Raw genomic sequence first — 18,939 nt, forward strand, 5'->3', positions numbered from 1 at the left:
GCTCTCCGCCCGAGCCAGCCACCCCCAGCCGCTTAACCCGGCGTTATCCTTGACACGCTAGCGTCGCCAGCATGGGGCCGGCACGCCTGTTTGGCTGCGCCTGCCGCATTCGTGTCGCGTTGCGTGAGTTTCCTGGTTTGCGTGTCCCGCGTTCCTTCGCCTTCGGTATCGGGTTGGCTGCGCTCGCCATCGCGGCGGATCTGCGCTCCCCTGCCTCCGCCGCGAGCGCGACGCTGCAGGGCCAGGCCATGCCGCCCGGCTTCGGACGCCTGCAACTGAACTTCGACGAACCCGTCATCACCCGCATCCGTGTCGCCAACGGCGTGCTCGTGGTCGCCTTCGGCAGCCCCGTTTCGGTCGATGTGACCAAGCTTGCGAAGGACCTGCCGGACTACATCTCGATCTCGCGCGTCGATCCGGACCGGCGTGGCCTGCGCTTTGCCCTGGCGCGGCCCTATCGTGCCAACCTGATCGAGACCGCCGACAAGGCCTTCATCGACCTGCTTCCGGAGAATTGGCGCGGCATGCTTCCGGGGCCGCCGCCCGAGGTCCTGGCCGAGATGAACGAGCGGCTGAGACTGGCCGAGGCGCGAGCCCGTGATACCGCGCGCCGGCCGCCTGCCCCGCTGAAGGCGCTCGGCCTGCGCAGTGCAAAGCTGCCCACGCTGGAGCGGCTTATCTTCCAGACGCCGTCCGAGACCGCCCTGACGCCGGAGCTCACGGAGGGCGCCCTCGCTTTGACCTTCGACCAGCCGATGACGGTAGATGCTGGCGCGATCCGACGCAGCCTGCCCGACGGCGTGACGCTGGTCTCGAACGCCACCGAAAGCGGCGCGACGAAGCTTGCGCTGGCGATCCCGAAGGACTGGCAGATCCGCAGCTTTCGCGACGAGGATGGCCTGACGCTCGACCTGCTGCGGCCGGCCAAGCCGGGCGCCCTGACGATGTCGGGCCTGCAGGATGCACCGCCCGCCGCAAAGCCCGCGCAGGCGCCGGATGCGCCGGCGTCGCCGCCCCGGCAAGCCTCTGCCGAGGACAAGCCTCAGACGGCGGGCCCGCCGGGTGCCGCCAAAGCCACTGCCACCGCGGCGCCGGCGGTAGATCCCGCGCCCCAGGCCGTCACCGTCTCTGCCACCGGGGATGCCCAGTCGGGACGCATCGCATTCCAATTCCCGCGCTTGACCGGGGCTGCGGCCTTTGTCGAAGCCGGCGTCGTGACACTGGTCTTCGACACCCGCGACACCATCAATCCCGCCGATCTCAGGGCGGTCCTGCCCGGGCTCGTCGATGACACCACGGTGACGCGCGAGGGCAAGGTCACCCTGGTGCGCCTGAGGCTCGCGCGCCAGCAGTTGGCGCGGCTGGTCGATGACGGGCCGAGCTGGACGCTTGGGCTCGGCGATCCCCTCGGCAAGCCTGCAGAGGCACTCGCCCCACAGCGCAGCCTGGATGAGCGCGGCCAGACGGTGGTCGCCGTTCCGCTGCCCGGCATGACCGGCGTTCACTGGCTGGAACCAGGCCCCTCCGGCATGCCTATCGCCGTCGCAACTGCGACCGGGCCGGCCCGGACGGTCGCGAAACCCTATCAATTCGTCGAGTTCGACCTGCCTCAGACGGCCCATGGCATTGCCGTGGCCCCACGTTCCGACGACCTCGTGGTGCGCGCCGGAACAGACCAGGCCCGCATCGGCCGCTCGGCCGGGCTGACCGTCACGCTCGATGTGCCTGTCGAGAGCGAGGACGACACGCCGAAGTCTGCCGCGGCCCCGCGCCCATTGCTCGATCCCGAGCAGTGGGCAGGGCTTCAGGCCGGCGGTGTCCGGGACGGAGCTCGCAGCATGCTGCGCGATGTCACCGATGCCTCCCGCTCCCGCAAATCCGAGTCTCGGCTGGCCCTGGCGCGCTTCTATGCCGCCAATCACCTCATGGCAGAGGCGAACGGCCCCCTTTCGGTGATGATGGCCGACGACCCTGCCATGCGCGGCAACCGCGAGGCGCTGTTCCTCAAAGGCATGATCGCGGTGCGCATGCATCGTCACCAGGAAGCCCTGAAGGCCTTTGACGCCGGCCCGATCAAGGCCGATCCGGAAACCGGGCTGTGGCGCGCCCTGGCCGAGCAGCGGCTGGGCCGCAATGCCCAGGCTCTGCTTGCCTTCCGTCGCGGCGAGCCGGTCCTCAGCCGCTATACGCCCGATCTCCAGGCCGAACTGCTCCCTGGCATGGTGCGCGCTGCGCTCGAGATGCGTGACCTCACCGTCGCCGAGCGCGAGATAGCCAGGCTCTCGGAGCTCAAGGGAGACCTCGTCGACCCCGCGCAGCTGGCGTTGCTCCAGGCAATGCTTGAGGACGCCAGCGGCCGCCCGGAGGCCGCGCTGAACGGCTACAAACCGCTCTTCGAGTCCAGCAATCGCCCGGTCGCGGCCGAAGCGCAGTTGCGCGCGATCCGGCTGGTCCAGACCGAGAAGCGTCCCGATATCTCGCGCGACGAGGCGATAGCACGGCTCGAGACGGTCTCGATCATCTGGCGCGGGGGAACGCTCGAGATCGAGGCGCTCGCGGAACTCGGGCGGCTCTATGTCGACCAGCAGCGCTGGCGCGATGCCTTCATGGTCGCCCGCCGCGCCAACGAGATCTTCCCCGAGAACCCTCTGACCCGGCGCATGCATGACGAGACGGCGCAGCGCTTCGCAGAGCTGTTCAGCAAGCCCGGCGACGACAGCCTGTCCCGCCTCGAGGCGCTGGCGCTGTTCTACGACTTCAAGGAGTTCCTGCCTGTCGGGCGGCGCGGCGACGAGATCACCCGCCTGCTCGCCGACAGGCTCGTCGAGCTCGACCTGCTCGATCAGGCTGCCGAGATCCTGCGCTACCAGATGGACAAGCGCCTGACCGGCGCAGCCCGCTCCACGGTTGCCACCAAGCTCGCCATGATCAACCTGATGAACGGCAAGGCGGCCGAGGCTTTGCGCGCCCTCGCCACGACGCGGCTGGTCGAGCTTCCGGCAGATGTGCAGCGCGCGCGGCTTCTGCTCGAAGCGAAAGCGCTCTCCGACCTGTCGCGCACCGACCAGGCGCTGGAGCTCCTGGAATCCGAGCGCGGCCCCGAGGTTGACCGGCTGCGTGCCGACATATACTGGACCGGCCGGCGCTGGCGCGAGGCGGGCGAGGCCCATGAACGCATGCTCGGCGAGAGCTGGCGCGGTGCGGCGGCGCTCGGCGAGGGCGAGCGCGCGGACGTGATGCGCAGCGCGATATCCTATGTCATGTCGAACGAGGCGCTGTCGCTGGATCGGCTGCGCGGCAAGTTCGCAGCCACGATGGCGCAGAGCAGCGACGCCCGGACCTTCGCTTTCGTCACGGGCGCAAGCCGCGCCAAGGCCGCTGACATCCGCGAGATGGCCAGGGCCGCGGCAGGCTCCGACACGCTGACTGATTTCCTCAGCGCCTATCGCGAGCGCTACCCGAACTACTCCGCGGCGGTGCGCCAGCGCACGAAGCCCGAGCCGCTGCCGGCCGAAGGCGAGACTGGCGAGGCCGCGCCGTCGCCGCCTGCACCGGGCCGGGGCTAGCCAGCCCCGCTAGGTGCCGTAGCTCTTGACCAGCGAGCCGGCGACCAGCCCCCAGCCATCAACGAGCACGAAGAAGATCAGCTTGAACGGCAGCGCCACCGTGACAGGGGGCAGCATCATCATGCCCACGGACATCAGGATCGACGCCACCACGAGGTCGATGATCAGGAACGGCACGAAGAGCAGGAAGCCGATCTCGAAGGCCCGGCGCAGCTCCGAGATCATGAAGGCCGGCACCAGGACCTGGATCTGGACCTCCTGCGGCGTCGCCGGGATGGGCTCCCGCGACATTTCCATGAACAGCTGCAGGTCCTTCTCGCGGACATGGCGCAGCATGAACGTCTTGAACGGCACGACGCCGCGATTATAGGCCTCCTGCGGCTGGATCTGCCCGGCCACCAGAGGCTGGATCGCGTTGGTGTAAGCCTCCCGCAGCGTCGGCGTCATCACGAAGCCGGTCAGGAACAGGGCGAGTCCGATGATCACGGCATTGGGCGGCGCCGTCTGCGTGCCCATCGCCGAGCGCAGCAGTGACAGAACCACCGCGATGCGCGTGAACGACGTCACCATGATCAGGACCGACGGCGCCAGCGACAGCACCGTGATGACGGCTATGAGTTGCAGCGCCCGTTCGGCGATGCCCCCGCCCTGCCCCAGATCCAGCGAGAGCGTCTGTGCCGATGCGGCCTCTGCAAGCAGCGGCAGCAGCATCGCGGCGCAAGCCAGGGCGCGCTGGCCCCGCCGCCATCTCTCGGAGATTCTTGTCAAGATCGCGTGGCCGCCAAGCGCCCGACTCAATCGATCGGGCCCGGCAACGCTAAGACCTGCGCTTGGAGCGGGGCAACCGTGATCCCTGCCTGAGGCGATCACCGACAGCTAGAAAGCTGTTGATCGCCATGGCGGCGCGAGCATCCCGCGCCCGCGCCCTCACGCGCCTCAGGATTTGGGCTTGGGGTCGCGACCCAGCAGGCGGGCGAACTCGGCCTCGATGGCGTCCACGGAGAAGGGATCGATCGCAGCAGGCTTCGGCGCCTGTTCCGGCTCCTTCGCAGGCGGCTCGACCGGCTTGACGGCCAGCGCCGCATGCGGCTCCGGCTCCTGCATCTCGGGCTCGGGCTCGGGAGCCGGCTCGATCTTCGCCTCGGCCTCGGGCTCTTCGTCGGGATGCGCGATAAGATCGTCGGCATCCATCGCATGGTCCTCGGCGGCTGGCTCCTCGGCCTTAGGCTCGGGCTCAGCGACCGGTTCCGGCTCCGGCTCCGGCGCCCAGGCAGGTCTCTCGACCTCGGGTGCTGGCGTGACACGCTCGGGCTTGAGCCCCAGAGCCATCTCGAGTTCGGCAGCGACATTGGCGGGGAAGGCGGACGCGCGGCTGCTGACCTCAGGCGGCGCAGGCGGCGCTGGAGCGGGCTCCGGCTCGGCCGCAACCGGAACGACCGGCACAGGCGTCACCTCGGGCGCCGGAACGGGCTTGGCAGCAGTGGGCGCGTCGCTTTGCGAATGAGCCGAGCGGACAGCGGAGAACGGACGCTTCAGCGCCTCTTCGAGCTGACGCGCCATGCTGTCGAGTTCGACTGCGCTCGCGGCGGGCGACGGTGCATGGTCGCGCGCAAAGCTCGGGGGATTGACGGTCGGCGTCGGCGTCGCCGCCTCGTCGGAATAAGAAGTGCTGTGGCTGCCTGCCGCCAGCGCCGCAGGAACGGCCGCCGCGGCGACGGCTGCAAGCGCAGCGTCGGCCTGCGTCTGGCTCTGGACCGGGCGCGACGGCGGCGTTGCCTGGACGGGACGCGTCGGCAGCGGCGGCAGCAGGTCCGGCTTGGGCTGTGCAACCGCTACGGGTTCGGCGCGCACCGGCTCATGGCGCATAGGCTCATGGCGCACAGGGTCCTGGCGGGAAGGCTCCTGGCGGGACGGCTCGTGACGACCCGGCTCCTGCGGAACCAGGCTGTCGAAGGCCTGCGGACGCTCGGCGCTTGCGTAGTCGATCGGCTGCGTCGCGGCCCGGGCGCCACTGCGCAGGATATTGGTCTCGACGACCACGTCGGACGCGCCCCCGATCATGATCAGGTGCTCGACATTGTCGCGCCTGATCAGGATGAGCTGGCGCTGGCGGTCGAGGTTATGGGCGTCCACCACGCCGAGCCGGGGCTGGCGCGCGCGCCCGCCGCCCTGTCCCTTGAGCTTAAGCCGGCCGCCTTGAATCTGACGCACGAACAGTCCGAGGAGGACCAGGAGGATGAGAATCACGACAGAGGCGATGATCACCTTCTGCGCGGTCGAGAGATCCAAGCCGAACAAAGTCTGCAAAGTTGTGCCTCATGCGCGACGCCAGCCTTCGGCGGCCGATGTATCCGCCCAAGGTTCAACACGGTGGTCATAGCATAGCGCCTCATCATTCGGGAGATATGGTGAACGCGTGGTTAACCGCATTCATCAATGACGCCGTTCTTAACCAGTCATTAACCCTGAACCCGGCAATAATTGCCCAGCGAGTGAGTCTCGCCGGACTGTCGCCAGTTGAGCGAACAGATGCGAAGCGCGGCCGATCGGATGGGATAAGAGCCATGTCCAGCAATGCCTTAGGCAGCGGCGGCAACCTGATGCAGGCGCTGAAGACGCGCATGCAGTGGCACCAGTCGCGCCAGAAGCTGCTGGCCGAGAACGTCGCCAACGCCGACAGCCCCGGCTTCAAGCCCAGCGACCTCAAGGCTCCTGCGATCGGCACCGGACAGGGCGTCGCCCTGGCGCAGACCAGCGCGGGCCATATGGGCGCCGGCGGCCAGCGAGGCGGCTTCGACCCGACCAAGGCGCAGCGCTTCGAGGTCACGCCCAACGGCAACGCGGTCAACCTCGAGGACGAGATGCTCAAGGTTGCCCAGAACCAGAGCGACTACCAGCTGGCAGCATCGCTCTACAGCAAGGGCCTCGGCCTGATGAAGATCGCCATCGGCAAGGGCCGCTGACGGTCACAACACGGCAGGAGCACCTCATGGATCTACTCAAGAGCATCGCCGTCGCGGCGTCGGGACTGCGCAGCCAGTCCGGCCGCATGCGCGTGATCGCGGAAAACCTCGCCAACGCCGATTCGGGCCCGAGTCGTGCCGGAGCCGACCCTTATCGTCGCAAGATCCCGACCTTCCAGCAGAAGTTCGACCGCGAGCTCGACGCCCAGGTCGTGGGCCTCGGCCGGGTACAGCGCGACTCGAGCGCCTTCCGCACCAAGTTCGAGCCGGGCAACCCGGTCGCCGACGCCTCGGGCAATGTCCGCATGCCCAACGTCAACTCGCTGATCGAGACCATGGACATGCGCGAGGCCCAGCGCAGCTACGAGGCCAACCTCAACCTGATCTCGTCCACGCGCCGGATGATCCAGCGCACCATCGACATCCTGCGCGCCTGAGCGCGCGAACCAGACAACGACAGAAAGTCCGCGCCATGGCCACACCGAGTTTCGCCGCAGGAGCCTATGCATCCATCCAGGGGATGGGCGCCGGCACGCTGATGAAGAAGCCGCTCGGCACGGCCAGCGGCAGCGGCACCGATTTCTCCGCCCTGATCGGGAAGGCGCTCGAGAACACCGCCGACGCCGGCCGCAAGGCCGATGCGCAGACAGCCAGCGTCGCCACCGGCCGCTCCGATGTCGTCGATGTCGTCACGGCGGTTGCCGAGAGCGAGGCCGCGATCGAGACGCTGGTGGCCGTGCGCGACCGCGTCATCGCGGCGTACGAAGAAATCATGCGGATGCCGGTCTGATGCAGTTCCTCCTCACAAGCGCACCGGAGCGCCGGCCATGACGTCGGGAGCGGTCATCGACGTCGCGCGCGACGGCATCATCGTCTTCCTCAAGGCCGGCGGCCCGGTCATGCTCGTGGCCCTCGCCGTGGGCCTTGCCGTCTCGCTGGTTCAGGCGCTGACGCAGATCCAGGAGCAGACGCTCGTCTTCGTGCCCAAGATCGTCGCGGTCTTTGTGGCGCTGATGCTGTTTCTCCCGTTCATGGGCGATGCCCTGGCAGGCTATATGGGACGGGTCGCCGTCCGAATCGCCACGGGCGAATGAGCCTGACGCTCCAGCATCCCGCCACGGCTCGTGGCGGTGTCTGGCGCGGCCCCGACTGGCGCAAGGTCCCCGCCCGGACAATGCAGATCGCTATCCTGCCAGAGATCAGCGCTGTCTTCGTGCTCGTCTTCGCGCGGGTCGGCACGATGGTGATGCTGATGCCGGGCATCGGCGAGCGCTTCGTGTTCTCGCGGGCCCGGCTGTCGCTCGCCTTCTTCATCGCCCTGCTGCTGACGCCTCTGATGCGCCCGCTGCTGCGGATCCCGGCGGATACGGCTGGTATCGTCGGCCTGCTGCTCGGCGAGGTCCTGATCGGCCTGGGCCTGGGCATCTGTGCCCGCTTCGTCATGGCCTGCCTGCAAACCGCCGGTACCATCGTTGCGCAGAGCATGGGGCTGGGCTTTGCGATGACGGTCGATCCGACGGGAGGCGCGCAGAACCCCTCGATCGGCAACCTCCTGACCATGCTCGGGATAACGCTGATCCTGACCAGCGACCTGCATCACATCGCGATCGTCGGGATCCATGAGAGCTACAGCATGCTGCCGCCCGGCAACCTGCCCGCGATGGGTGACATGCTGGCACTGGCCGTGCGCGCAACCTCGCAGGGCTTCTCGCTGGCGGTGCAGATCTCGGCACCCTTCATCGTCTTCGGCCTGCTCTTCAACCTGGGGCTGGGCGTGCTCGCCCGCATGATGCCCCAGCTCCAGGTCTTCTTCCTCGCGGTGCCGGCCTCGATCCTGGGCGGCATCCTCATCCTGCTTGCCGTCGTCGGCGTCATGATGAGCGTCTTCATCGACCAGCTCGGCGCTTTCCTGCGCCAAATGGCGGGAGGCTGAGCCGCCCATGTCTGACGATGTCGAGAAGGACGACAGGACAGAGGACCCGACCCAACGAAAGCTCGACCAGGCGATCGAGAAGGGCGACGTCCCCAAATCGCAGGAGATCGGCACCTTCTTCGTGCTCTGCGGCTTCACCATGGCCTTGCTGGTCGGCGCCGGCTGGTCGGCGCAGGAGGCCGCGCTCTCGCTGCGCAGCTTCCTGATGAACGCACATCAGGTGCCATCGGATGGCGCGGCCTTCACCACCATCACCCGCCAGGGCATCCTGACGGGCTTTGCCACCATGGCCATGCCGCTGGGCTTCATCCTCTGCGCCGGCCTCGTGGGCGCGCTGATCCAGCACAAGCCGCTCTGGACCTTCGAGCCGATGATGCCGAAGTTCAGCCGGATCTCGCCGATGGCCGGCGCAAAGCGCATGTTCGGCAAGGAGGCCTGGGTCAATTTCGCCAAGGGCCTCGCCAAGACGATACTGGTCGGCATCGTGCTCTGGATCACGCTCTGGAACGAGCATGACCGGCTGGAAAGCTTTGCCCAGATGAACGTCTCGGCGATGCTGCCCGCCGCGCTGTCGCTGTCGATCAAGCTGATGGGGAGCGCGCTGGCGCTCTTTGCGGTGATCGCGATAGGCGATTTCGGCTACCAGCGCTATTCCTGGTACCAGCGCCAGAAGATGACCAAGCAGGAACTAAAGGACGAGCACAAGAACTCGGAAGGCAATCCCGAGGTCAAGGCCAAGCTTCGCCAGATCCGCGCCCAGCGCGTGCGTCGCCGGATGATGGCGGCCGTCCCAAAGGCCACGGTCATCATCACCAACCCGACGCACTTTGCCGTCGCGCTGCAATACGAACCCGGCATGGGCGCTCCGCTCTGCCTGGCCAAGGGCGTCGATGCGGTCGCGCTGAAGATCCGCGAAGTCGCCGGCCAGCACGATGTCCCGATCATCGAGAACAGGCCTCTGGCGCGTGCGCTTTACGCCACGGTCGACATCGACGAAGAAATTCCTGTCGAACACTATCAGGCAGTGGCCGAAGTGATCGGATACGTCTTGCGCCTGAAGGGCCGCCGCGCCTAACTCGCAGGGATCTTTTAAGCATCCCGGACTACGCCGGGAGAGCTTGCACGAGGCCAATGGAACGGACCCGACCCACAATGAGCGGAACCACGGTGACCACCGCGATCGACCGCTCGGACAAGCCGGGCCATATCGGCATCATCCTGCTCGTTGCGGGCCTGCTCGTCGGCGCCGCGATCGCGCTCGGCTTCATCGCGCATGAATGGGCCCAGCCGCTGATCCTGGGACTGCTGGCACTGCTCTCGGTGGTCGGCGTCTTCGGGCTCTTCGCCTTCGCGATCGGGCTGATCCAGTTCTCGGGCCGCGCCGCCCGCAACGACCTCACCAAGGCGGTGGTCGACAGCGCCGAGGACGGCGTCGTCGTCACCGAAAGCGAGAACCGCATCGTCTACGCCAACGAGGCCTATCTCGCCTTGGCCGGCGCGCGCGGCGCGACCGACATGCGTCCCGTCGAGCGGCTCTTCACCGGCCGTGCCGAGGTCTCCGAAGCAATCTACCGCCTTGCCACCGCCGCACGCGAAGGGCGCCGCCTGGTCGAGGAGATCCGGCTCGAGCCGGCCCTCAACGGGCGCGGCGCCGTCGGCTGGTACCGCATCCGCGTCTCCGGCCTGCAGCGCGACGGCAAGCCTGCGACGCTCTGGACGGTTTCGGACGTGACGCCCGAGCGCGAGCGCCAGGAGAACGCCTTCCAGGAACTCCAGCACGCGATAGACTATCTCGACCATGCGCCTGCCGGCTTCGTCTCGATCGACGCCGATGGCGAGGTCTCCTACCTCAACGCTACGCTCTCGGGCTGGCTCGATTTCGACCTTGCGCGCTTCGGCTCGGGCGGGCTGCATCTCGACGACATCGCCACGCCCAACGCCGCCGCCCTGGTCCAGGCCATTCGCGGCCAACCCGGCGATGTCCGCGTCGAGGTGCTCGATGTCGACCTGAAGCGGCGCAACGGCGCGCCCCTGCCCGTCAGGCTGCACCACCAGGTCGCCTTCGGCAGCGACGGCCGCGCCGGCCCTTCGCGCACGCTCGTCCTGAACCGCACCTCCGGCGCCGCGGGCTCCGATGGCCGCAGCGACGCCGAGGCTCGCTTCGCGCGGTTCTTCCACTCGACACCGATGGCGATCGCGACCGTCGACAAGACCGGCACAATCCTGCGCTCGAACGCCGCCTTCACCCGGCTCACCCCGTCGGGGCCGCAGCCCTCGGCGATCCAGGACCTGGTCGCGCCCGGCGTGGCGGATCTCGACCACGTCCTCGGCGCCGCAATGGACGGCCGTGCCGATGTCGCCCCGCTCGACGTCGCTCTGAGCGGCGAGGACGGCCGTTCAGCCCGGCTCTATCTCTCACCGGTCGCGGCGGGTGAGGACAGCGATGGCGAGCGCGCCATCATCTATGCGCTCGAGACCACCGCCGAGCGCAAGCTCAAGGACAACATGGACCAGGCCGGCAAGATGCAGGCCGTCGGCCAGCTCGCAGGCGGTATCGCGCACGATTTCAACAACGTGCTGCAGGTCATCATCAACGCCTCGGAATTCCTGCTGGCGAGCCATCGCCCAACCGATCCGTCCTTCCCCGACATCATGCAGATCAAGCAGAACGCCTACCGCGCCGCGGCGCTGGTGCGGCAATTGCTCGCCTTCTCGCGCCGCCAGACACTGCGCCCGCAGGTGCTGGAACTCGGCGACGTCCTCTCCGACCTCTCGCTGATGCTGAAGCGCGTCGTCGCAGACAAGGTCGGGCTCGATGTCCGCCAGGGCCGCGATCTCTGGCCGGTCAAGGCCGATCTGGGCCAGCTCGAGCAGGTCATCGTCAATCTCGCGGTGAACGCGCGCGACGCCATGCCCAATGGCGGCACGCTGACGGTGCGCACCCGCAATGTCGCGGCCGAGGACTGCGCGGGCTTCACCTACCCCGCCTTGCCGGTCGACGACTATGTCCTGCTCGATGTCGAGGACACCGGCACGGGCATCTCGGCAGAGCATCTCGACAAGATCTTCGAGCCCTTCTTCACCACCAAGGAAGTCGGCAAGGGCACGGGCCTGGGCCTCTCCATGGTCTATGGCATCGTCAAGCAGACAGGCGGCTTCGTCTTCTGCGACTCCGTCATTGGCCAGGGCACGACCTTCCGCATCTTCCTGCCGCGCCATGTCCCGACTCCGGAGGAGATTGCCGCCGAAGCCGCCGCCAAGGAAGCGCCCAAGAAGCTCGCAGCAGACCATACCGGCGCCGGCGTGATCCTGCTGGTCGAGGACGAGGACGCGGTGCGCGCGCTCAATGCCCGCATGCTGATCTCGCGCGGCTATACGGTCCATGAGGCGGCATCGGGCGTCGAGGCGCTCGACACCTTCCTGCGCCACGACGGCAAGATCGACCTCGTCGTCTCCGACGTGGTGATGCCGGAGATGGACGGCCCGACGCTGCTGGGCGAATTGCGCCAGCGCAACCCCAACACCAAGGTCGTCTTCGTCTCCGGCTATGCCGAGGAAGCCTTCCGCAAGAACCTGCCCGAAGGCGAGGATTTCCAGTTCCTGCCAAAACCCTTCACGATGAAGCAGCTGGTCGAGACAGTGAAAGCCGCGATGGGCTGAAGGCGCCGCGCCGCAGAGCGCGCCGCGTTTTCACAGAAGCCTTGCGTCAGCCCGAACAAGCGGCGAAGCGGCGCAGGTCCAGTATCGATCGCAAGGGTGCCGAGCTCTCCGATGGATCCCGGGACGCCCGTTGGACGCCCAGGATGACGGCGAGTTTCGGTGAAAATTCACACCGTCCTATCGGCCCCCGCCGATATCATCGGCACGAATGGCCAGCAGCGCGAAGAATGTCAGCACGGCCGCGACGCTCAGATAGCCGCCGACATAGGCGAGGCCGTGATGGCTGGCGAGCCAGATCGCGATGTAGGGTGCCAGCGACGCGCCCACGATCCCGCCGAGATTGAAGGTCAGCGACGCGCCGGTGTAGCGCACCTCGGTGGGAAACAGCTCGGCCAAGGCCGTGCCCAGCGGCCCGTAGGTGAAGCCCATCAGCGAAAAGCCGAGCACGAGGAAGAGCAGCACCAGCCCTGAATGGCCCGATCCGAACAGCGGGGCCAGCATGAAGCCGAAGACAGCGATCGCCGCCGTCGTCCAGAGCAGCGTGAGACGGCGCCCGTAGCGGTCGGCCAGAATGGCCGATAGCGGAATCGTCGCGGCGAAGAACAGGACGCCGATCATCTGGAACGGCAGGAATGTGCCGCGCGCGAAGCCGAGCGCGGTGGTGCCCCAGCTCAGCGAGAATACGGTCATGATGTAGAACAGCACGAATGTCGCGAGCGCAGCGATCGTGCCCAGCAGCAGGACCCATTTGTGGCCAGCCAGAACGGAGGCAAGCGGCAGCCGCACACGTTCCTGCTTGTCGAGCGTCTTCTTGAATGCGGGCGTCTCGCTGATCTTCAGCCGGACATAGAGCCCGACGAACACCAGCAGCGCGCTGGCGATGAAGGGGATGCGCCAGCCGAAATCGAAGAACTGGGCGTCGCTGAGGATGTCGGTCAGGAGCAGGAAGCTCCCCGTCGCGCAGATGAAGCCGATCGGCGCTCCCAACTGCGGGAACATGCCGTACCAGGCTTCCTTGCCCGGCGGTGCGTTCTCCGTGGCGAGCAGCACCGCCCCGCCCCACTCGCCACCGAGCCCGAGCCCCTGTCCGAGCCGGCACAACGCCAGCAGGAGCGGCGCCGCAACGCCGACCGTCGCATAGGTCGGCAGCAGACCGATCGCGATCGTCGACAGGCCCATGGTCATGAGCGCCGCGACGAGCGTGGCCTTCCGGCCGATCCGATCGCCAAAATGGCCAAACAACGCCGCGCCGATCGGACGCGCGAAGAATGCGATCGCGAAAGTCGCGAATGACTGCAGCAATGCCGATGCCGGATCGGCACTGGGAAAGAACAGCCGAGGGAACACGATGACCGCAGCGGTCGCGTAGATATAGAAGTCGAAGAACTCGATTGTCGTTCCGACAAGGCTGGCGAACAGGATCCGGCCCGGTGAATTTCCGTTTGGCCCTGGCTGGCTCGGATGGCTCATGATGATGTCCCTGGCGGCGCAACACTGGCGACCGCGCTCGTTTCAAGGGCTGCTGGGCGCAGCCACAGCGCCCACCGGTACTTGGTAGTGGGCCTCAAGCCTCAAGCCAGTACATCCGCGAGAGAGGGCCGCCAATGCCCATCTCGCCCCGTTACCGCGGGCGCGGCCAGCATGGCGTTGAGAACAGCCTCTTGGGTCGCCTCCGCCGCGGCCCGGAACGGCAGGTCGATCCTGTTCTCGTTGAGCATCGTCATCGGCAGCAGGTCGCTGGTCTCGTGATGCGCGATGCGTCCCGCCGTACTGAACGCGACCGCGATGTCCCCACTTCCATTTCCCCAGAATGCGCCGAGCCGTGCCAGTCCCGCACCGCAGCGCCGGGCCACCCGTCCAAGCTGGCGCGATTCCAGCGGAATATCGGTCGCCAGCACGATGATCACCGAGCCGCGCTCGGGTACGCCATGGCCGGCCGCAGGCGGCACGGGCCTGCGCCCATCGGGCAGGACGAGGTCGCCCGCATTCCCGAAATTGGCGAGCACGAGCACCCCGAGCGTGAACTCGGCACCGTCCAGCACGATCCGGCGCGAGGCCGTGCCGATCCCACCCTTGAACCCGAACGCGCTCATGCCGGAGCCTGCGCCCACGGCCCCTTCCGTCACGAGCCCGCCGGCAGCCGCATCCAGCGCCGCCCCGGCATCAGCCTCGCTGAGCGCGCGCGCCCGGATATCGGAGAGATAGCCGTCATTGCACTCCAGCACGAGCGGGTTCACCGTACCGGTCTGCCGCCCGATATCGGCATTCGCAGCCAACGCACGGCTCACCAGCGCATTGAATCCCGTGCCCACCGAGAGCGTGTTGCCGAGGAGGATCGGCGTCTCGATCTGCCCGAGCTCGGAAAGCTGCACGAGCCCCGCGCTCTTGCCAAAACCGTTGATCACGTCGGCTCCCGCCCGCAGCTTCTCCCGGAACAGGTCTCCCTCATGCGGAAGCACCGCCGTGAAGCCGGTCAGCAGGTCGCCCTTATGCAGGCTGAAATGCCCGACCCGGACGCCCGCGACATCGGTAATCGCATTGAGCGGCCCCGTCGGCAGCGTGCCGCAGGTCAGGCCGAAATCACGTGCTCGCTTGCTCATTGCGACAGGTCTCGCTGGTTTGGAAGGCATGGCTCCTGCTACCATCTCCAGCGCGCGCGGACAGGTGCTTTTTACGAGAGGAGGACGGAGGATGGCGTCAGCAGGCTTTATGGGCCAATCTTGACGATTGCTGATCGGCAATGTGCGACCGTGAGCGACCTGGAGCAGAATCGGCTCCTTCTGCTGAAAAGCTCAAAGCCGTATTCGGCCTGACTGCAGCCGAAGCGCGCGTCGCCATGCACTTGGCCACCGGCGAAGCGCCGGAAGCGGCGGCTGGTTGCGATGCCGAAAGACAGGCAAACAGGTCGGCGCCAACGTTGGTCGGAAGAGGTCAGGTACTCCTGCTACCGCGAGACGCCTGTGAGAACAAAAAGGTGTATAGTGAAGCTGGACGCTATGAGCCAATTCTGACCGCAGCTTAACGAGGGGCTTGCGCCATTGCCGAAGGTTGTATCCTCGCCAGGATGCAGCTTGAGAAAACCCATGGAGAAAAGGTTCCAGGTCACGGCCCATGCGCTTTAGCCGTGCTCTGTCCATCGATCAGCTCACGGAAGGTCTGCAGCTTGCCTTTGCGCGCCGAGGCTGTCGTCGTGGAAGCGGTCGCTCAGGAATCGACGAAGTTGTTCTGCAGCGGCTTAGCCCATCCTCCAAGCTCGGCAGCAACCTCGACGAAATAGCTTGGAATATGCGCGAGCACCGCGCGTACGACATCCTCTTGCCGGCAGGCTGCGCGTGCGCCGCCCCGGTCGGCGACATCTCCCCAGACGAGACCGAGAAGCCTGGCGACATGCCGATCCGCGAACCCGCCTCGTAAAACGCAATCGCTGCGGGATCGGTCAAACCGTACTTGATCTGCTTCTGCAGCAAGCTGACGCCCATGTGCAGTGCGTCGTCCAGTTCCTCGGTCAGGTCCGCTATCGATGCCGCGATCATCGCAACATCGTAGCCGAAGCCGCTCTCGCACAGCGCAACAGCATCTTCGACGGTGACATGATCACGCTCGACCCGAACTTTGGCCTCAGCCAACGTGTCGAAGATCGCGGCATAGGATCTGCCAGTAACCCACTCCTCAAGAGCGCGCGGAACTAAATTCTGATCGCTGATCGCCTGGATCGCGCGAGACGTGGTGAAACGGAGCGCCAACGGAGATATTTCGGCGAACAATCTGTTCTCCTGCACTGCAGTTTGCAGGGTCGCAAGATTCTCGGTCAGCCAGGTTTTGAGTTCGGCAACCGCCGCCGGTGGTAGGGGCGACAGTCGAATGAGCGCGCGCTGGTCGCCATCCGTGTTGGCTGCGATCGACTCCCCGATCGACTGAAACACTTCAACGAGACGAACCCGGGTCTCCTCGTCAGCGAGGTGATGAGCCAATGTATTAGCCGCGAGTTCACCGGTCCGCGCTGCGGCGTCCTCTCCCTCGGCAAAGGTCATGTTGGCAACGAGGAAGGCGGCGATATTCTCGACAGCGCGGGCGCGGCCTTCGATGAACCGGCGGAATTCTCGTTCGCTGATATTAGGTTGCGCTGCGAGCGCTGCGGCCACTATCTCATCGATCCGGGCGGCATCGGCGAAGGCGAGATCGAGCCACTCAGGCTTAATCTCTTGGACGATCGGCGGCTTGCGCTGCTCATACGCATCGAACAGCGCAAGGATCGAGCTGCGAGACGCCTCGGAGTTTTGAGCGTCAAGGAGTTCTGTTGCGCGGTCCCACGCCCATCGGCCGCGAAACTGCTGCCGCTGAAAGTAGATGGACGGGGTCGAGAAGATGACACTGCCCTCAGTGTGCATCACAGCGCGACCGGCACGGCCCATCAGATTGTGGAAGTCGCGCACCAGGATCTGTTCGCCTCCTTGGCGCGTCGATGTGATGATCAGATATTTGAGCGGGGAGTTAACACCTTGTGCCAGGGTCGAGGTGCAAACGACGAATTTCGCCAATCCCTCTTTCATGGCGTGTTCGATCGCGAGCCGGATGCCATGCGGCGTGTCGGCGTGATGGGCGAATATTCCAAGCGCCGCCGCTCAGGTCGCCGAGGCGCCGGCTCCGAGCTCGAATTCGCAAAGCGCGCGGATCTTTTCCACCTCGGCAGCGTCCGAGGTTGCGATCGGCCATTCGAGCGCGACGCCGCGATCGACGATTTCGACGGCGCGCGAACAGATCTTCGTCACGCTGTCTTTTCGGCCGCAGAAGATCGCAACGCTGCCGTTGCGCACGACGTGCAGGCCGAGGAACAGACCGACGTCACCGCCGGCTTTCTCGGGAAATCTGCGCTGGGCAGTTTCCTTGCCGCGGAGCGGCAGAGCGATATCGCCGATGATGCGAGGCACGAAATATTCTCGCTCGGCCGGATCCTCGGGCTTCACGTAATCGAGTCGTCCACGCTGGTCTTGCCGGCTCGCGAAGGCGATGCTTTTGGTCGTCGGCAGTAGGCCCGCGGCGCCGACAACCGCATCGGCATCGCCGATCAGCCATCCGGCGACATCGGACGCGTTGCCGATCACGGCAGAGATGAGAATGATCTGGGTCTCGGCGGGGAGCGACATGCGCAGCGAGGTGAGAAGGTGCTCATAGGTGGGCCCCGTGTCATCCCGTCAAATTGATGCCCCTCGTCGTAGATCACCAGACCGATCCGCTCGGCGAGGTCTGGAGCCCGGCGCAGCATGTAGAGAAGCTTTTTGGGCGTGACGATCAGCACCGAATCTTCAGCGAACAGCGCATCGAGAGCGAGATCGAATTGATAGGCGTCCGATGCTCGTCCAGTCGCACATTTTCGCCGGCAAAGGCAGTCACCAGGTCGCCCCGGACATCGTGGCAGAGCGAACGATAGGGGGCGACGATGACGGCAAGATGCGCTCGACCCGATAGAAATGCCGATCGAATGATGATTTCGGTGGCGCGGGTCTTGCCCGCGCTCGTCGGCATCTGGATGGCCATGGAGCGTCCAGCGAACACGCCGGCATCCGCGATCCGTTGCTGGGCGGGCCAAAGCTCAATCGGAAAATGTGGCTTTGCGAGCGCTTGGCGCCAAACGTGAGGCTCCAAGCCTGATGCTGCTGGCAGGATGGTCCGTGCCGCATTTCTAAGCTTTAGCGCACATAAAGCGCTCACAATGTCGGCATAGAGCAATTCGCGCGGCGAACCAGATCGATGGAAATACCTACGGAGTGCGCCGCACACCTCGGCAATGCGTCAGCTTCAAAGCCGAGGTAACCGCCCAATGCCTGCAGAAGCTCGCTGGTCATCGTCTGATGAGCGTGAGGCCCCTCAATGGGAGCGACGCTGTTTTTGAGGATGCTGAAAACGAGGTGACCAAGCCCGCCCGCGAGGTCGAGGTTGGGCTCCGCCATGTGCCGAATGATCACGGTTGCGCTGCCGACATTCCCGGCGATGTAGGAAGCCGCCGCGCACAGCAGGGAAAATTCGTTATCTAGGCCGTCGACTCATTACCGCGTAGCCAGATTCTGACGCATGCGAGCTTAAGGCTTGCCAGGAAGTTCTCCGCGAGCTTGTCGTAGCGTGTGGCGACGCGTCGGAGCTGTTTGATCTTGTTGAAGAAGCGCTCGATCAGGCTCCTGTCCTGTAGAGGTGCCGGCTGAAGCAGATCGGGTCGTTCCGATTGCGTTTGGGCGGGATGTTGGACCAGGCTCCGCGTTCACCGACGAGGGCGCGCAAGGCGTTGGCGTCGTAGCCTTTGGCGGCCATCAGCATCGCGCCGGGAGCGAGATGGCCGATCAGGTCGGCGGCGCTAGCGATGTCGCTGGCCTGTCCCGCCGTCAGCTTGAGCTGGATCGGGCACGCCTGCGCATCGACGAGGGCATGGATTTTGGTGGTGAGCCCGCCTCGCGAGCGACCAAGACAACGATCTCGACCCCCCCTTTTTTTCCGGTCGCGCCCTGTTGGTGGACCCGTACGACCGAGGTGTCGATCATTTGGACGCCGCCGTCGTAAGCCTTTGTGATCGCGTCCATCAAGCGATCCCAAACGCCAGCTTTGCGCCAGCGGTTGAAGCGATTGTAGATCGTCGTCGGGGGGCCGTAGCGAGCCGGCACATCCGCCCAGGGCGCACCCGACCGCAGCACCCAGAAGATGCCGTTCAGAACCCGGCGGTCATCGACACSGGGCACGCCGCGCGGCTTGTTGGGAAGATGCGGCTCGATCGCAGTCCATTCGAAATCACTGAGTTCGTAGCGTCCCATCGCCAAGCTCCCCTTTCAGA

The 18,939-nt window shown here is 66.1% G+C and carries 16 protein-coding genes and 1 pseudogene; 8 read left to right on the top strand and 9 right to left on the bottom strand.

What is annotated here, in order from left to right; translation table 11 throughout:
* Nucleotides 1-137 precede the first annotated feature (137 nt).
* Complete coding sequence (locus tag AC1D2L_RS20070; RefSeq protein ID WP_476847666.1) at nucleotides 138-3,566, top strand: tetratricopeptide repeat protein; 3,429 nt, start codon at nucleotides 138-140, stop codon at nucleotides 3,564-3,566.
* A 9-nt stretch (nucleotides 3,567-3,575) separates the two neighbouring features.
* Here AC1D2L_RS20070 and fliP read toward each other — a convergent pair whose 3' ends face one another.
* Together fliP and AC1D2L_RS20080 are read right to left on the bottom strand one after the other, a co-directional pair.
* Nucleotides 3,576-4,277, bottom strand: a complete 702-nt coding sequence (gene fliP, locus AC1D2L_RS20075) for a flagellar type III secretion system pore protein FliP (protein WP_476847667.1) — start codon at nucleotides 4,275-4,277, stop codon at nucleotides 3,576-3,578.
* Between the two features lie 225 nt (nucleotides 4,278-4,502).
* Nucleotides 4,503-5,873, bottom strand: coding sequence for a hypothetical protein (locus AC1D2L_RS20080; RefSeq protein WP_476847668.1), 1,371 nt, complete (start codon nucleotides 5,871-5,873; stop codon nucleotides 4,503-4,505).
* 257 nt (nucleotides 5,874-6,130) lie between these two features.
* Here AC1D2L_RS20080 and flgB point away from each other — a divergent pair, with 257 nt between their 5' ends.
* The 7 genes from flgB to cckA all read left to right on the top strand — a co-directional run bounded on the left by flgB (nucleotide 6,131) and on the right by cckA (nucleotide 12,122).
* On the top strand, nucleotides 6,131-6,529 hold the full coding sequence (flgB, locus tag AC1D2L_RS20085; RefSeq protein ID WP_476847669.1) for a flagellar basal body rod protein FlgB: 399 nt from the start codon (nucleotides 6,131-6,133) through the stop codon (nucleotides 6,527-6,529).
* A 26-nt stretch (nucleotides 6,530-6,555) separates the two neighbouring features.
* Nucleotides 6,556-6,966 (top strand): flagellar basal body rod protein FlgC, encoded by a 411-nt coding sequence (gene flgC, locus AC1D2L_RS20090; RefSeq protein ID WP_476847670.1) that lies wholly within the window; start codon nucleotides 6,556-6,558, stop codon nucleotides 6,964-6,966.
* A 35-nt stretch (nucleotides 6,967-7,001) separates the two neighbouring features.
* Complete coding sequence (fliE, locus tag AC1D2L_RS20095; RefSeq protein WP_476847671.1) at nucleotides 7,002-7,319, top strand: flagellar hook-basal body complex protein FliE; 318 nt, start codon at nucleotides 7,002-7,004, stop codon at nucleotides 7,317-7,319.
* A gap of 37 nt (nucleotides 7,320-7,356) precedes the next feature.
* Entirely contained in the window at nucleotides 7,357-7,623 is a 267-nt protein-coding gene (gene fliQ / locus AC1D2L_RS20100; protein WP_476847672.1) for a flagellar biosynthesis protein FliQ, read from the top strand.
* Between the two features lie 80 nt (nucleotides 7,624-7,703).
* On the top strand, nucleotides 7,704-8,462 hold the full coding sequence (gene fliR / locus AC1D2L_RS20105; protein ID WP_476847681.1) for a flagellar biosynthetic protein FliR: 759 nt from the start codon (nucleotides 7,704-7,706) through the stop codon (nucleotides 8,460-8,462).
* 7 nt (nucleotides 8,463-8,469) lie between these two features.
* Nucleotides 8,470-9,537 (top strand): flagellar biosynthesis protein FlhB, encoded by a 1,068-nt coding sequence (flhB, locus tag AC1D2L_RS20110; protein ID WP_476847673.1) that lies wholly within the window; start codon nucleotides 8,470-8,472, stop codon nucleotides 9,535-9,537.
* A gap of 77 nt (nucleotides 9,538-9,614) precedes the next feature.
* Nucleotides 9,615-12,122 (top strand): cell cycle histidine kinase CckA, encoded by a 2,508-nt coding sequence (cckA, locus tag AC1D2L_RS20115; RefSeq protein WP_476847674.1) that lies wholly within the window; start codon nucleotides 9,615-9,617, stop codon nucleotides 12,120-12,122.
* Nucleotides 12,123-12,299: 177 nt separating this feature from the next.
* Here the strand turns inward: cckA and AC1D2L_RS20120 are convergent, their stop codons facing one another.
* The 7 genes and pseudogenes from AC1D2L_RS20120 to AC1D2L_RS20150 all read right to left on the bottom strand — a co-directional run bounded on the left by AC1D2L_RS20120 (nucleotide 12,300) and on the right by AC1D2L_RS20150 (nucleotide 18,919).
* Nucleotides 12,300-13,592 (bottom strand): MFS transporter, encoded by a 1,293-nt coding sequence (locus AC1D2L_RS20120; RefSeq protein WP_476847675.1) that lies wholly within the window; start codon nucleotides 13,590-13,592, stop codon nucleotides 12,300-12,302.
* 101 nt (nucleotides 13,593-13,693) lie between these two features.
* Nucleotides 13,694-14,722 carry a DmpA family aminopeptidase gene (locus AC1D2L_RS20125; RefSeq protein ID WP_476847676.1) on the bottom strand — a complete coding sequence of 343 codons (1,029 nt, stop codon included), beginning with the start codon at nucleotides 14,720-14,722 and terminating at the stop codon, nucleotides 13,694-13,696.
* Nucleotides 14,723-15,262: 540 nt separating this feature from the next.
* Nucleotides 15,263-16,729, bottom strand: coding sequence for a hypothetical protein (locus tag AC1D2L_RS20130; RefSeq protein ID WP_476847682.1), 1,467 nt, complete (start codon nucleotides 16,727-16,729; stop codon nucleotides 15,263-15,265).
* A gap of 15 nt (nucleotides 16,730-16,744) precedes the next feature.
* Nucleotides 16,745-17,266 (bottom strand): hypothetical protein, encoded by a 522-nt coding sequence (locus AC1D2L_RS20135; protein WP_476847677.1) that lies wholly within the window; start codon nucleotides 17,264-17,266, stop codon nucleotides 16,745-16,747.
* 145 nt (nucleotides 17,267-17,411) lie between these two features.
* Complete coding sequence (locus AC1D2L_RS20140; RefSeq protein ID WP_476847678.1) at nucleotides 17,412-17,900, bottom strand: DEAD/DEAH box helicase; 489 nt, start codon at nucleotides 17,898-17,900, stop codon at nucleotides 17,412-17,414.
* A complete protein-coding gene (locus AC1D2L_RS20145) occupies nucleotides 17,828-18,070 on the bottom strand; it encodes a hypothetical protein (RefSeq protein WP_476847683.1) in 243 nt (80 codons plus the stop codon). The genes AC1D2L_RS20140 and AC1D2L_RS20145 overlap by 73 nt, the downstream gene beginning before the upstream one ends.
* 80 nt (nucleotides 18,071-18,150) lie before the next feature.
* A pseudogene (locus AC1D2L_RS20150) lies at nucleotides 18,151-18,919 on the bottom strand (IS5 family transposase).
* Nucleotides 18,920-18,939: the final 20 nt, after the last annotated feature.

It is taken from the genome of Allobosea sp. P1_B10, from assembly GCF_056406735.1.